The 13,645-nt window shown below is 71.7% G+C and carries 14 protein-coding genes; 9 read left to right on the top strand and 5 right to left on the bottom strand.

Going from position 1 to position 13,645, the window contains the following annotated elements; translation table 11 throughout:
• From AB0G02_RS04520 to AB0G02_RS04490, 7 genes are all read left to right on the top strand, one after another.
• Positions 1–406 (top strand): VWA domain-containing protein (locus AB0G02_RS04520; protein WP_360789246.1); only part of this gene is annotated, 406 nt, incomplete at its 5' end.
• Positions 399–1,505, top strand: a complete 1,107-nt coding sequence (locus AB0G02_RS04515) for an XdhC/CoxI family protein (protein WP_360789244.1) — start codon at positions 399–401, stop codon at positions 1,503–1,505. The genes AB0G02_RS04520 and AB0G02_RS04515, both read left to right, overlap by 8 nt.
• Before the next feature lie 71 nt (positions 1,506–1,576).
• A complete protein-coding gene (locus tag AB0G02_RS04510) occupies positions 1,577–2,056 on the top strand; it encodes a (2Fe-2S)-binding protein (RefSeq protein WP_360789309.1) in 480 nt (159 codons plus the stop codon).
• Positions 2,053–4,521 (top strand): xanthine dehydrogenase family protein molybdopterin-binding subunit, encoded by a 2,469-nt coding sequence (locus AB0G02_RS04505; RefSeq protein ID WP_360789241.1) that lies wholly within the window; start codon positions 2,053–2,055, stop codon positions 4,519–4,521. Before AB0G02_RS04510 ends, AB0G02_RS04505 begins: the two co-directional genes overlap by 4 nt.
• Positions 4,518–5,372, top strand: coding sequence for a xanthine dehydrogenase family protein subunit M (locus tag AB0G02_RS04500; protein WP_360789238.1), 855 nt, complete (start codon positions 4,518–4,520; stop codon positions 5,370–5,372). The genes AB0G02_RS04505 and AB0G02_RS04500 overlap by 4 nt, the downstream gene beginning before the upstream one ends.
• Positions 5,369–5,998 carry an SRPBCC family protein gene (locus AB0G02_RS04495; protein WP_360789235.1) on the top strand — a complete coding sequence of 210 codons (630 nt, stop codon included), beginning with the start codon at positions 5,369–5,371 and terminating at the stop codon, positions 5,996–5,998. Before AB0G02_RS04500 ends, AB0G02_RS04495 begins: the two co-directional genes overlap by 4 nt.
• Before the next feature lie 53 nt (positions 5,999–6,051).
• Positions 6,052–7,095, top strand: a complete 1,044-nt coding sequence (locus AB0G02_RS04490) for a CapA family protein (RefSeq protein WP_360789232.1) — start codon at positions 6,052–6,054, stop codon at positions 7,093–7,095.
• A gap of 63 nt (positions 7,096–7,158) precedes the next feature.
• Here the strand turns inward: AB0G02_RS04490 and AB0G02_RS04485 are convergent, their stop codons facing one another.
• The 4 genes from AB0G02_RS04485 to AB0G02_RS04470 form a co-directional block, all read right to left on the bottom strand.
• The gene (locus tag AB0G02_RS04485) at positions 7,159–8,397 is read right to left on the bottom strand and encodes a hypothetical protein (protein WP_360789229.1); all 1,239 of its coding nucleotides are present in this window, start codon (positions 8,395–8,397) and stop codon (positions 7,159–7,161) included.
• Positions 8,398–8,510: 113 nt separating this feature from the next.
• A complete protein-coding gene (locus tag AB0G02_RS04480) occupies positions 8,511–9,461 on the bottom strand; it encodes an o-succinylbenzoate synthase (protein ID WP_360789226.1) in 951 nt (316 codons plus the stop codon).
• Positions 9,462–9,488: 27 nt separating this feature from the next.
• Positions 9,489–9,665: a DUF397 domain-containing protein gene (locus AB0G02_RS04475; protein ID WP_360789223.1), complete on the bottom strand. Its 177-nt coding sequence runs from the start codon at positions 9,663–9,665 to the stop codon at positions 9,489–9,491.
• Positions 9,666–9,670: 5 nt separating this feature from the next.
• Complete coding sequence (locus AB0G02_RS04470; RefSeq protein WP_360789220.1) at positions 9,671–10,540, bottom strand: helix-turn-helix transcriptional regulator; 870 nt, start codon at positions 10,538–10,540, stop codon at positions 9,671–9,673.
• Positions 10,541–10,668: 128 nt separating this feature from the next.
• Between AB0G02_RS04470 and AB0G02_RS04465 the strand changes: the two genes are divergently transcribed.
• Positions 10,669–10,923, top strand: coding sequence for a hypothetical protein (locus AB0G02_RS04465; protein WP_360789217.1), 255 nt, complete (start codon positions 10,669–10,671; stop codon positions 10,921–10,923).
• On the opposite strand, the gene AB0G02_RS04460 is transcribed toward AB0G02_RS04465, so the two are convergent.
• Complete coding sequence (locus AB0G02_RS04460; protein WP_360789214.1) at positions 10,891–12,552, bottom strand: DNA repair helicase XPB; 1,662 nt, start codon at positions 12,550–12,552, stop codon at positions 10,891–10,893. The genes AB0G02_RS04465 and AB0G02_RS04460 overlap by 33 nt on opposite strands.
• 212 nt (positions 12,553–12,764) lie before the next feature.
• On the opposite strand from AB0G02_RS04460, the gene AB0G02_RS04455 reads away from it, so the two are divergent.
• On the top strand, positions 12,765–13,502 hold the full coding sequence (locus AB0G02_RS04455; RefSeq protein WP_360789211.1) for a hypothetical protein: 738 nt from the start codon (positions 12,765–12,767) through the stop codon (positions 13,500–13,502).
• Positions 13,503–13,645 lie beyond the last annotated feature (143 nt).

The following is a 13,645-nucleotide window of genomic DNA, read 5'->3' as shown; positions in this document are numbered from 1 at the left end:
CACCCGGCTGACCCGCGTCACCCGCCAGCTCCGCCACCGCGACCCCGCGCAGGCCCTGGCCGCCGCCGCGCGCGCCGTGCCCGACTTCGAGGGCGGCACCCGGCTGGGCCAGACGCTCAAGGTGTTCCTCGACCGCTGGGGGCAGCGCGGCGCCGCCCGCCGGGCCGTCGTGGTGATCTGCTCCGACGGCTGGGAACGCGGCGACACGACCCTGCTCGCGGAGCAGGCGCAGCGGTTGCGACGCCTGGCGCACAAGGTCGTGTGGGTCAACCCGCACGCCGGCCACGACGGGTACGAGCCGGTGCAGTCCGGCATCGTCGCCGCCCTCCCGCACCTGGACCGGCTGCTGGCCGGCCACAGCCTCGCCACCCTGCAAGCCCTGCTGGAGGAGGTTCGACTTGCGTGACGTCCTCGCCGAACTGGCCCGCCGCGTCGACCGGGGGGAGACCGTCGGCGTCGGCACGGTCGTCGCCACGTTCAGCTCCGCGCCCCGACCACCCGGCGCGGCGATGCTGGTCGGCGCGGACGGCGCCGTCGTGGGCAGCGTCTCCGGCGGCTGCGTCGAGGGCGCGGTCTACGAGCTGGCCCAGGAGGTCGTGGGCAGCGGCCGGCCGGTGCTGCAGCGGTACGGGGTCAGCGACGACGACGCGTTCGCCGTCGGCCTGACCTGCGGCGGGATCATCGACGTCTACGTCGAGCCGGTCAGCCGCGCCACGTTCCCCGAGCTGCCCGAGGTGCTGGAGACGGTGCGGGCGCAGGAACCGGTCGCCGTCGCCACCGTCGTGGAGCACCCCGAGTGGGTCGGCCGCCGGCTGGTCGTCTGGCCGGACCGGGCCGCCGGTGACCTGCCGTCGGCGCGGGCGCGGGACGCGATCACCGACGACGCCCGCGGCCTGCTCGCCGCCGGGCGCAGCGGCACCCTGCACTACGGGCCGGACGGCCAGCGCCGCGGCGAGGGCATGGCGGTGTTCGTGAACCCGTTCGAGCCGCCGCCCCGGATGCTGGTGTTCGGCGCGATCGACTTCGCCGCCGCCGTGGCGAAGCTCGGCGCGTTCCTCGGCTACCGCGTCACGGTGTGCGACGCGCGGCCCGTCTTCGCCACCGCGAGTCGGTTTCCCGAAGCCGACGAGGTGGTCGTCGACTGGCCGCACCGCTACCTCACCGCGCAGGCCGACGCGGGCAGGGTCGACGAGCGGACGGTGGTCGCGGTGCTCACCCACGACCCCAAGTTCGACGTGCCGCTGCTGGAGGTCGCGCTGCGGCTCAAGCTCGGCTACGTCGGCGCGATGGGCTCCCGCCGCACGCACGACGACCGGCTGCGCAGGTTGCGCGAGGCGGGACTGACCGAGGGCGAGCTGGCCGGGCTCGCGTCCCCGATCGGCCTGGACCTCGGCGCCCGCACGCCGGAGGAGACGGCGGTGTCGATCGCCGCCGAGATCATCGCGCTCCGGTGGGGCGGTGGAGGCGGGCGGCTGGCCCGCGGGGACGGCTCCATCCACAAGTGAGGGGGTTGTTTGACGGGTCAACCAAGAGCAGGCTCGCCGTGACCCCCATCACCACCACGCTGGGAGGGTTCATGCGGATAACGGTCACCGTCGACGGTGTCGCGTACACCGACGACGTCGAACCGCGCACGCTGCTGGTCCACCACTTACGGGAACGACTCGGCAAGACGGGCACGGTCGTCGGCTGCGACACCAGCAACTGCGGCGCGTGCACGGTCCACCTCGACGGCCGCAGCGTGAAGTCCTGCGCCGTCCTCGCCGTCCAGGCCGACGGCCGCGAGGTCACCACCATCGAAGGACTGGCCCGCGACGGGCAGCTGCACCCCGTCCAGCAGGCGTTCCACGCCAACCACGCCCTCCAGTGCGGCTTCTGCACCCCCGGCATGATCATGCAGACCGTCGACCTGCTCGCGGACAACCCCGACCCGGACGAGGACGAGGTGCGGCACGGCCTGGAGGGCAACCTCTGCCGCTGCACCGGCTACCAGAACATCGTCCGCGCGGTCCGGGACGCGGCGCAGCGGATGAGCCCCGCCGGGGGTGCCGAATGACCGCCACCGCCGAACCCGAGGTCGGCACCGGCGAGATCGGTAAGGCCCGCCGGCGCAAGGAGGACGCCCGGCTGATCACCGGCGCGACCCGCTGGACCGACAACATGCAGCTCACCGGGATGCTGCACATGGCGTTGCTGCGCAGTCCCGCGGCGCACGCCCGGATCACCTCGATCGACGTCACCGAGGCCGCCCGGATGCCCGGCGTGCTGACCGTGCTCACCGGCCGCGACCTGGCCGACGAACAGGGCAGCCTGCCGTGCGCGTGGCCGATCACCGAGGACATGCTGGCGCCGCCCGCACCGTCGCTGGCCGTGGACCGGGTCAACTTCGCCGGCGAGGCGGTCGCCCTGGTCGTCGCCCGCAGCGCGGCCGAGGCGCACGACGCGCTGTCCGCGATCGACGTCGACTACGAAGACCTGCCGGTCGTGCTCGACATGGAACGCGCCCTGGCCGACGACGCCGACCTCGTGCACCCCGACCTGGGCACGAACAAGAGCGCCACCTGGGTGTTCGACTCCGCCGAGGCGGGCACCGGGTCCGACGTGGACCGGGCCATCGCGGACGCGGAGGTCGTGGTCGAGCGCACGTTCCGCCAGCAGCGGCTCATCCCGGCGTTCATGGAGCCGCGCTCGGTCGTGGTCGACCCGTCGCCCGACTCGGTGACCATGTGGTCGTCCACGCAGGTGCCGCACATCCTGCGCTGGATGCTGTCGGCCGTGCTCGGCATCCCCGAGCACAAGATCCGCGTCATCGCCCCGGACGTCGGCGGCGGCTTCGGCGGCAAGCTCCAGGTCACGCCCGAGGAGGTGCTGACCCTGCTGGCCGCGCGCCGGCTGGGCAAGCCGGTCAAGTGGACCGAGTCGCGCACCGAGTCCATGTTGTCCGCCCACCACGGCCGCGACCAGGTGCAGCGGCTCACCCTGGCGGCCCGCCGCGACGGCACCGTCACCGGCCTGAAGGTGGACCTGCTGGCCGACATGGGCGCCTACCTGCGGCTGGTCTCGTCGGGCGTGCCGATCCTGGGCGCGTTCATGTTCAACGCCATCTACAAGTTCCCGGCCTACCGGTTCACCTGCACGAACGTGTTCACCACCAAGACGCCGACCGACGCCTACCGCGGCGCGGGCCGCCCGGAGGCCACGTTCGCCATCGAGCGGATGATGGACGAGCTCGCCGCCGAGCTGGGCCGCGACCCGCTGGAGCTGCGCGAGCAGAACTGGATCAGGCACGAGGAGTTCCCGTTCACCACGGTCGCGGGCCTCACCTACGACTCGGGCGACTACGAGGCCGCCACCGCCCGCGCCAAGGAGCTGTTCGGCTACGACGAGCTGCGCCGCGAACAGGCCGAGCGCCGCGCCGCCGACGACCCGGTGCAGCTGGGCATCGGCATCTCCACCTACACCGAGATGTGCGGGCTCGCCCCGTCCCGAGTGCTCGGCGCGTTGCGCTACGCGGCGGGCGGCTGGGAGCACGCGGCCATCCGGATGCTGCCCACCGGCAAGGTCGAGCTGATCACCGGCACCTCGCCGCACGGCCAGGGCCACGTGACGGCGTGGAGCCAGATCGTCGCCGACCGGCTCGGCGTGCCGTTCGAGGACGTCGAGGTGCTGCACGGCGACACGCGCGTCTCGCACCGCGGCATGGACAGCTACGGCTCCCGGTCGCTGGCCGTCGGCGGCGTGGCCGTGGTGCTGGCCGCGGACAAGGTGCTGGCCAAGGCGCGCACGGTCGCCGCGCACCTGATGGAGGTCGCGGAGGACGACGTCGAGTTCACCTCCGGCGCGTTCTCCGTGCGCGGCACGTCCACCACCATGGCGCTGGGCGACGTCGTGGTCGCCGCCCACGTCGCCCACAACCTGCCCGACGGCGTGGAACCCGGCCTGGACGCCGAGGCCACGTACGACCCGGACAACTTCTCCTACCCGCACGGCACGCACCTGTGCGCCACCGAGGTCGACACGCAGACCGGCGCGGTGAAGATCCGCTCCTACGTGTGCGTGGACGACGTCGGCAAGGTGGTCAACCCGCTGATCGTGGAGGGCCAGGTGCACGGCGGCCTGGCGCAGGGCATCGCGCAGGCCCTGTTCGAGGAGGCGGTGCACGACGAGGGCGGCACGCTCACCACCGCCACCTTCGCGGACTACCTGCTGCCGTCCGCGGTCGACCTGCCGCACTTCACCACCGACCGCACCGAGACACCGGCGACCAGCAACCCGCTGGGCGTGAAGGGCGTCGGGGAGGCGGGCACGATCGCGTCCACCCCGGCGGTGGTCAACGCGGTCGTGGACGCCGTGCGGCACCTGGGCGTCACGGACGTGGAGATGCCGTGCACCCCGATGCGGGTGTGGAAGGCCATCCACCGCGGGTCGACGGAAGGCGTGCCGACGAACCCCGGTGCGGGCGGCGGTCTCGGCTCCATCACCCTCGACGACCCGGCGAGCCCCCGAGGAGGTGCCGAGTGATCCCGGCCGCGTTCGACTACGTCGCACCGACCTCGGTGGACGAGGCGGTCCGCGCCCTGGCCGCGGGCGGCGAGGACGCCAAGGTGATGGCGGGCGGCCAGAGCCTCATCCCGGTGCTGCGGATGCGCCTGGCCGTGCCGACCCTGGTGGTCGACCTGTCCCGGCTCACCGAGCTGACCGGCGTGCGCGACGACGGCGACCGGCTGCGCATCGGCGCCATGACCACCCACCACGACGTGCAGCGCGACCCGCTGGTGCGCGAGCACGCCCGGCTGCTGTGCCTGGCCACGGACACCGTCGCGGACCCGCAGGTGCGGCACCGGGGCACGTTCGGCGGCTCGCTCGCCCACGCCGACCCGGCCGGCGACCTGCTCGCCCCCGCGCTGGCGCTGGACGCGGTGATGGTGTGCGTCGGACCCGGCGGGACCCGCGAGGTGCCGGCGGCCGAGTTCTTCGTCGACTACTTCACCACCGCACTGGCTCCCGACGAGCTGCTCACCCACGTCCTGGTGCCCAAGACGACCGGCCGGCACGCGCACTACGAGAAGTTCAACCGGGTCGCCCAGGCGTGGTCGATCGTCGCGGTGGCCGCCGCCCTGGAGGTGTCCGACGACCGGATCACCGACGCGCGGATCGGCCTGACCAACATGGGCCCCACCCCCGTGCGGGCCCGCGGCGTGGAGGAGGCGCTGGTCGGGCAGCCCGCGACGGCCGAGGCGATCAGGGCGGCGGCCACCCGGGCCGCCGAGGGGGCCACCCCGCCCAGCGACGGCAACGCCGACGCCGAGTACCGGGCCCACCTGGCCCGCGTGCTCACCGAACGGGCCGTCACCGCCGCGGTGGCCGCATGAAGCTCGAACACCGGTTCACCGTGCCCGCGCCCGTGCCGGACGTGTGGACGACCCTGCTCGACCCGGACGAGGTGGCGCCCTGCATGCCGGGCGCCACCCTCACCGGGGTCGAGGGGAGCAAGTTCACCGGCACGGTCAAGGTCAAGCTGGGGCCCGTCACCCTGCTCTACAAGGGCACCGGCGAGTTCACGTCCGTCGACGAACGGGTGCGCGCCGCCGTCCTCAAGGCCTCCGGCAAGGACACCAGGGGCAACGGCACGGCGACCGCCACCGTGTCCGTCGCGCTCACCGCGACCGACGACGGCGGCACGGAGGTGTCCGTCGTCACCGACCTGGCCATCACCGGCCGTCCCGCCCAGCTCGGCCGGGGTCTGATCAGCGAGGTCAGCGGCAGGATCATCGGTGAGTTCGCGGAATGCCTGGCGACGCGGCTCGCGCCGGCGGAAGCTGAGCAGGTGACTTCCCCGGAGACCACCACGAGGCCCCGGCTGCACGCCGTGCCGGACGAGCCGATCGACCTGATCGACACCGCGGGCGGGCCCGTGCTCAAGCGGCTGCTGCCGGTCGCGGCCGGGCTGCTGGCGGTGGCGCTGCTGGTCCGCGGGCTCCGCCGGCGGCACCGCTGAACGCGCGTGGCAGGCGGTCGGTCCTCGGGCCGGCCGCCTGCCTCGTCCTGCTGGTGGCCTGCACCGGGTCGCCGGTGGTGATCACCTCCTCCCGCTCGACGCCGACCACGACCACCGCGGCCGAGCCGGCACCGCCGTCGTTCACGCTGGCCGCGGGCGGCGACATCCTGATCCACCCCGCGCTGACCGAGCAGGCCGACCAGGACGGCGCGCGCAACTTCGTGCCGCTGCTGGAGGGCCTGCGCCAGGCCGTCGACGCCGACCTGTCGATCTGCCACCTGGAGACGCCGCTGTCCGCGCCCGGCGAGCCGACCTACGGCTACCCGGCGTTCAGCGCCCCGCCGGAGGTCGCGACGGCGTTGCGCGAACTCGGCTACGACAGCTGCTCCACCTCGTCCAACCACACCCTCGACCGCGGTGCGCCCGCGATCAGGACCACGCTGGACGTGCTCGACGCGGCCGGGCTCAAGCACACCGGCTCGTTCCGCTCGCCCGAGGAGTCCGCCACGCCGCTGCTGCTGGACGCGCACGGCGTGAAGGTCGGGCACGTCGCGTTCACCTACGGGTTCAACGGCATCCCGCTGCCCCAGCCGTGGATGGCGAACCAGCTGTCCACCGAGGGCGTGCTGGCGGCGGCCCGCGCGGCGAAGGCGGCCGGCGCGGAGGTCGTCGTGGCCAGCCTGCACTGGGGCGAGGAGTACCAGCACGAGGCCACGCCGCAGCAGCGCGAGATGGCCCGGGCCCTGCTCTCCGACCCGGCCGTCGACCTGATCATCGGCACGCACGTGCACGCCGTGCAGCCGGTCGAGCAGATCAACGGCAAGTGGGTCGTCTACGGCATGGGCAACGAGGTGGCCCGCCACTCCGAGCCGCGCGGCATCACCGAAGAGGGCATCGTCACGCGGTTCAAGTTCGTGAAGGGACCGTCCGGGTGGGCGGTCGAGGAAGCGTCCTACGTGCCGACCCTGGTCGAGTTCGGGCCGCCGATCCGCGTGGTCGACCTGACCCGCGTCCCCGCCAACCCGCGCCGCACCGAGGCCCTCGACCGCACCGACGGCGTCGTCCGCAGCCTGGGCGCGGCCATCGCGCGCCCCTGACCCGGCCGGGTCAGGGGCGGACGCCGACTCCGGTCACGTCAGCTCGTCACAGTCCTCCCAACGTCACAGTCCCTGCAACTCGCCGCTGTCCTTGCGCACCAATCGCACCCACGTCCGGATGAACGCGCGCGGCGTTCCGACGTTCGCCGCCCGCGCGCGTTCCAGGGCCTCCTGGTTCTCCTTCATGCTGTTCGCCCTCTTGCGGTTCGACAAACCGGCGGGCGTTTCGAGGATCTGCTCGCTGCCGGGCAGGTTGGAATCCGGCGAGTTCGCGATCGCGTACTTCCCGGTGATCCGCCACGTCATGTTGCTCCGGGTCGCCGCGTCCTCGTCGAACTGCTTCTTCCCGGCATCGCCCCGGTACACCGCCTGCCACGCCTTCCGGGCGGTGTCGAGGTCGTTGACCGGCTGCTTCTTCTCCGTCATCCACTTGTGCAGGTGGGTGTTCGGGTCGTCGGCGAAGGACCTCACCAACTCGGCCCCCCACACGACCACCTGCAACGTGTTGTCGACATACCCGAATTTGTCGTCGAAGGTCGCGTCCAGCACCGGGTAGGCGCGCTGCGCCGCCGCGGCGGTGAACTTCACCCGTCGGCTGGTGGCCGGCGTCGAGTGCCAGACCAGGTCGTCGACCCAGGACACGTAGGTGTACTGGCCCTTGGTCACCCCGCCGCTCACCGGACCGGTGTCCTTGCCGGCGAGCGCGGCACGGGCGCGGTCCAGCTCCTTGATGTAGCCCTCGGGCAGGTTCTTGCCCTGCCACAGCGCCCGCTGCGCACTGGGCGGTTCGAGGTCCGCGAACCACTCCGTCGCCTCCATCTCCTGCACGTTGGCGAAGATCAGGTTCGCGAAGACGTTGATCCCGGCGGTGTCCTTGTGGAACTCCGGGCGCACGTTGGCGCCGGTCCGGTCCGGGTAGTAGTTCACGTCCACGGCGACCACGAAGTCACCCGAGGTGAACCAGTCCCGACCGCGGAAGTACGGCAACTGCCCGTTGCGCTCCATGAACTTCTCGACGAACCCGGCGACGAGTGGTAACAATTCCCCGGAGAGAATTCTCCGGTCCTTGATCCCGACCCTTCCCTTGCTCGTGTAGTAGGCGGTGTAGAGGTCCGAGGTGTACCCCGCCCGCTGGTCGCCCAGGCTCTCGACGTACTTCCGGTAGTGCTCTCTCAACAGCACGGACAGCTCGGCCCACAGCTTGACCTCCTGCGGGTCGACGACGTCGGACAACGCGCCGGTCCGCATCAGCAACGACTCCAACGTGGTTCCCGGCACTCCGTGCGCGGCGTCTTGGGACATGAGTATTCCTCCAATGGGTTATGAGGGGTTCGACGAACGAGCGTACGCCCGGAATCGTCGGATTCCTTTTCCCCTCACCCATCTGCCGCGAACCGGAAACCCGGCCCCGGAATTCACCGCTCGCGTCGCGCGGCGCGCTCCCGGACCCGGGCCACCCGGTCGTGCCAGCGGGCCGTCGTCCCCTCGTCCGCGGCGAACCCGGCGAACCGGTCCGGGACCGGGGCGCGCGTCGGCACGGGCAGCGAACCGCCCACCGGGCGCAGGGAGTCGGTCGCCACGTCACCGTCCAGCAGCGACAGCGTGCCCAGCCCGCACGCGAAGTCCAGCTCCGGGAGGGCAGCCGCCAGCGCGAGCCCCGCCGCCATCCCCACCGACGTCTCCACCGCCGACGACACCACGCACGGCAACCCGCACGCCTCCGCCACCGCCAACGCCCGCCGCACCCCGCCCAGCGGCGCGACCTTGATCACCGCCACGTCCGCCGCGCCCGCGACCGCCACCTTCAACGGGTCCTCCGCCCGCCGGATCGACTCGTCCGCCGCGATCCGCACGTCGACCCGCCGCCGCACCGCCGCCAGCTCCTCGATCGACGGGCACGGCTGCTCGACGTACTCCAGGCCGCCCGCCGCCCGCTCCAGCTCGCGGATCGCCCGGACCGCCGTGTCGACGTCCCACGCCATGTTCGCGTCGACCCGGATCGCGCCGGACGGCCCGAGCGCGTCCCGCACCGCCTCGACCCGCGCCAGGTCGTCGGCCGGGGACGTCCCCGGATCGGCCACCTTCACCTTCGCCGTGGCGCAGCCCGACCGGGCGACGATCTCGTGCGCGCGCTCCGGCGACACCACGGGAACCGTGCAGTTGACCGGGATCGAGGACCGGACGGGCGCGGGCCAGCCGTCGTTCGCGGCCTCCTCGGCGCACGCCAGCCACGGCACGCACTCGTCGTCGGAGTAGTCGAGGAACGCGCAGAACTCACCCCACCCGGCGGGCCCTTCCCACAGCACGCCCTCGCGCACCGTGATGCCGCGGAACCGGTTGCGCATCGGGATCGAGTAGACCAGCACCCGGGCAGCCTAGAGCCGGCCGGCAGCTCACCGCGCCGCGAGGAACGCCCCGAACGCCCGCCGGCTGAAGGTCAACACCGGACTCCGGTCACCCAACTTCGAGTCCCTCACCCCGACCACCCCGACCTCCGTGGGGGACGAGCCGATCTCGACACAGCCGTTGGCCGACTCGCTGTAGGACGACTTGCGCCATTGAAGCTTCATCGCGGTCACAAGTCCTTCATAGCTCCCCTGATCCAACCGGGGAAGTCCTCCGGCTTGTCCGCGCCGACCTGCAAGCGCGTCAACGCATCCCGGTACGCCATGACCTGATCCGGCTCCTCGTAGTAGACGCCCTTGACCCGGCCTTCGACGTAGGCGCACCCCGGGTCGTGCGCCAACTCGGTCGGGAAGGTCAGCACGATGAACCCGCCCTCCACGCCGGTGTGCGCACCCGCCGACGCGGGCAGTACCTGCATCTCGATGTTGGGGTGCTCGCGCAACTCCAGCAGCCGTTCCCACTGCTGCCGGAGGATTGCCCGGCTGCCGACCTGGAGGCGTAGCGCGGCCTCCGAGATCACGGCCCACACATGCGGGGCGTCCTCCTGGTCGAGCACCTCGCCCTGACGGGCCATGCGCAGTTCGACCCGTTTCTCCACCTCGGTCGCGCGGAACTCGGGCCGTCCACCCCGGATGATCGCTCGGGCGTAGTCGGGCGTCTGGAACAGGCCGGGGATGACGACGGCGTCCCAGCTCTCGATCTTCACCGCCGAGGTCTCCAACCCGAGGAACAGCTTGAAGTACTCGGGCACCGTGGACTCGTCGAAACCGATCCACCAGTCGCGGCCCTTCTTGGCGCGCGTCCGCAGCTCCAGGAAGAACTCCGACCGCTCGGGCACGCCGTACAGCTCGAGCAGCCGTTCCAGCTCCAACGGCTTGGGCAGCGACCGCGCGGTCTCGATGTGGCCGATGTTCTGCACGCTGCCCTTGATCGACTTCGCGGCCTCGTCACGGCTGATGCCGGCGTCCTCGCGGAGTTTGCGCAGCTCGAAGGCAACCCACCGCTTGAGCACGGTCGGGCTGGTGGAGGAGGCGACCAACGCTGAACCTTTCACTCGCTTGAGCGATGCCGGTTGAGAGCACTCAGTTGTAGTGTGCTCGAAACGGGCCGCTGAAGATTAGCTGACCGCAAAGTACTGCAACCGGCGTCGCGGAAAGAGGGTTCAGGGTGTTCACGAATGGTGGAATTTCGGTCGACTCGTGGGTCCGGGTCGAAGAGCACTGCTCGATCGAGGCCGAGGTGGTGGGCGACGAGGCCCAGTTCACCTTCAGCGGCCGGCGCGGCGGTGAGCTGAGCATGGTCGTCACCGAGGGCGGCCTGGAGAAGGTGGTCGAGCACTTCCAGCGAGCGCTCGACCGGATCCGGTCGACCGACGACCCCGCGCCAGGCTCAGCCCACGTCGGGCAGCTTCGGGCCGAGTAGGTCGTCCGCGTCCACGATCCTGTACGCGTAGCCCTGCTCCGCCAGGAACCGCTGCCGGTGCGCCGCGTAGTCGGTGTCGAGCGTGTCCCGCGACACCACCGAGTAGAAGTGCGCCTGCCGCCCGTCGCCCTTGGGGCGCAACAACCTGCCCAACCGCTGCGCCTCCTCCTGCCGCGACCCGAACGTGCCCGACACCTGCACGGCCACCGACGCCTCGGGCAGGTCGATGGAGAAGTTCGCCACCTTCGACACGACCAGCGTGCGCAGCTCGCCGCGCCGGAACCGGTCGAACAGCTCCTCGCGCTCCTTGTTCTTCGTCGAACCCTGGATGATCGGCGCGTCCAGCGCCTCGCCCAGCGACTCCAGCTGGTCCAGGTACGCGCCGATCACCAACGTCGGCTCGTCCGGGTGCCGGTCGAGGATCGCCCGCACCACCGGCACCTTCGTCCGGGCCGTGGAGCACAGCTTGTAGCGCTCCTCGGGCTCGGCGGTCGCGTACTCCAGCCGCTCGTTGTCGGTCAGCGTCACCCGCACCTCGGTGCACTCGGCGGGCGCGATCCAGCCCTGCGCCTCGATGTCACGCCACGGGACGTCGTACCGCTTCGGCCCGATCAGCGAGAACACGTCGCCCTCCTGACCGTCCTCGCGCACCAGCGTCGCGGTGAGGCCGAGCCGCCGCCGCGACTGGAGGTCGGCGGTCATCCGGAACACCGGCGCGGGCAGCAGGTGCACCTCGTCGTAGACGATCAGGCCCCAGTCCCGCGAGTCGAACAGCTCCAGGTGCTTGTACTCGCCCTTCGACTTGCGGGTGATCACCTGGTAGGTCGCGATGGTGACCGGCCGGATCTCCTTGCGCTCGCCGGAGTACTCACCGATCTCCTCCTCGGTCAGCGACGTGCGCGCGATCAGCTCGCGCTTCCACTGCCGACCGGCCACGGTGTTCGTGACCAGGATCAACGTGGTCGCGCCCGCCTCGGCCATGGCCGCCGCGCCGACCAGCGTCTTGCCCGCGCCGCACGGCAGCACGACCACGCCCGAGCCACCCGCCCAGAACGCCTGCGCGGCCAGCCGCTGGTAGTCGCGCAGCTTCCAGCCGTCCTCGACCAGGTCGATCGGGTGCGCCTCGCCGTCGACGTACCCGGCGAGGTCCTCCGCCGGCCAGCCGATCTTGAGCAGCAGCTGCTTGAGCCGACCGCGTTCGCTCGGGTGCACGACGACCGTGTCGTCGTCGACCCGCGCGCCCAGCATCGGCTTGACCTTCTTGTGCCGGAGCACCTCCTCCAGCACCGCGCGGTCCAGCGAGTTCAGCACCAGGCCGTGCGCCGGGTGGTTGGCCAGCTGGAGCCGGCCGAACCGGCCCATCGTGTCGACCACGTCCACCAGCAGCGGCTGCGGCACGGGGTAGCGGGAGAACCGGACCAGCGCGTCGACCACCTGCTCGGCGTCGTGCCCGGCCGCACGCGCGTTCCACAGCGCCAGCGGCGTGATGCGGTAGGTGTGCACGTGCTCGGGGGCGCGTTCGAGCTCGGCGAAGGGCGCGATGGAGGTGCGCGCCTCGTCCGACAGCGGGTGCTCGACCTCCAGCAGCAGGGTCTTGTCCGACTGGACGATCAACGGGCCGTCGGTCACGGGTGCGCGCTCCTGTCGCTTGGTGTCCTTCAAGTGTGACTACCGCGTGCAACTCGGTAGCGGACGGTACGCGAGGGCGCACCCAACGCTTACGGACTCGGTTCGGTAAAGCCGTGTACGCCCCAGCGGCGCAGCGGATAGCTTCCCTGCGCCCCGCTTCGCGACCTTACGCGCGGCCGTACAGGGGCTACCCGGATGAACGAAGGTCCATGATGAGCACGGACATGCCCCCGTCCGCACCGCAGTACCCGAACGGGCCGCAGCCGCAGTACCCGAACGGCCCCCAGCACCAGGGCGCCCCGCAGTACCAGAACGGTCCGCAGCAGCCGGGTGTTCCCCAGGGCGGCCCGCAGTACCAGCCCGGTCCGGGCTACCCCGGTGCGCCGCAGGGCGGCCCGCAGTACATGAACGCCCCGCAGCCGGGTCAGGTCCCGCCCGAGCCGAAGAAGAAGGGCGTGGTCGCGCGGATCCTCACCGCGGTCATCGGCATCGTGGTGGCGGGCGTCGTCGTGTACGGCATCAACTACTTCACCAGCGACGCGGCCCAGTCCAAGGCCGGTGACTGCGCGAGCCTGACCGGCACGACCACCAAGCCGGACTTCAAGACCGTCGACTGCGGCACGCCCGAGGCGAACTACACCGTCGCCAAGGTGCTCGGCTCGACCGGCGAGTCGTGCGGCGGCTACTACGACGAGTACACCGAGACCGCCAGCCGCGGCCCCGACTCGAAGATCTGCCTCATCCCGAACATGACCGAGGGCAGCTGCTACGAGCTGGAGAGCACCACGCAGATGGGCTACCCGAGCGTGGACTGCGGCAAGTCGGGCGCGTACAAGCTCGTCAAGCAGGTCAAGGGCACCGAGGACGAGAGCCTGTGCACCGACGGTGCGCCGCTGACGTTCCCCGAGCCGAAGCTGACGCTCTGCTTCGCGCCGGGCGAGAACGCCTGATCCACCTCGCGGTGCGCGTGGCGCTACCTTCTGTGGCGTCACGCGCACCCGTCCAGCGAGGATGATCATGAGCAACGAGCCGAGTCGACCCGCCGACGACGTGCCGACCGGGCCCGTCGGCGATCCCGCCGCCCACCCGGACG

Origin of the sequence: Actinosynnema sp. NPDC023658 (assembly GCF_040639995.1) — a bacterium.
GTDB lineage: Bacteria > Actinomycetota > Actinomycetes > Mycobacteriales > Pseudonocardiaceae > Actinosynnema.
The sequence above is the reverse complement of the archived record's forward strand: the minus strand, read 5'-3'. Positions and strand labels throughout refer to the sequence as shown.

Excerpts from the sequence above, each read along its gene's own strand:
- AB0G02_RS04495 (WP_360789235.1), top strand. The coding sequence starts at position 5,369 with ATGAAGCTCGAACACCGGTTCACCGTGCCCGCGCCCGTGCCGGACGTG.
- AB0G02_RS04455 (WP_360789211.1), top strand. The coding sequence starts at position 12,765 with ATGAGCACGGACATGCCCCCGTCCGCACCGCAGTACCCGAACGGGCCG.
- AB0G02_RS04505 (WP_360789241.1), top strand. The coding sequence starts at position 2,053 with ATGACCGCCACCGCCGAACCCGAGGTCGGCACCGGCGAGATCGGTAAG.
- AB0G02_RS04475 (WP_360789223.1), bottom strand. The coding sequence starts at position 9,665 with ATGAAGCTTCAATGGCGCAAGTCGTCCTACAGCGAGTCGGCCAACGGC.
- AB0G02_RS04510 (WP_360789309.1), top strand. The coding sequence starts at position 1,577 with ATGCGGATAACGGTCACCGTCGACGGTGTCGCGTACACCGACGACGTC.
- AB0G02_RS04485 (WP_360789229.1), bottom strand. The coding sequence starts at position 8,397 with ATGTCCCAAGACGCCGCGCACGGAGTGCCGGGAACCACGTTGGAGTCG.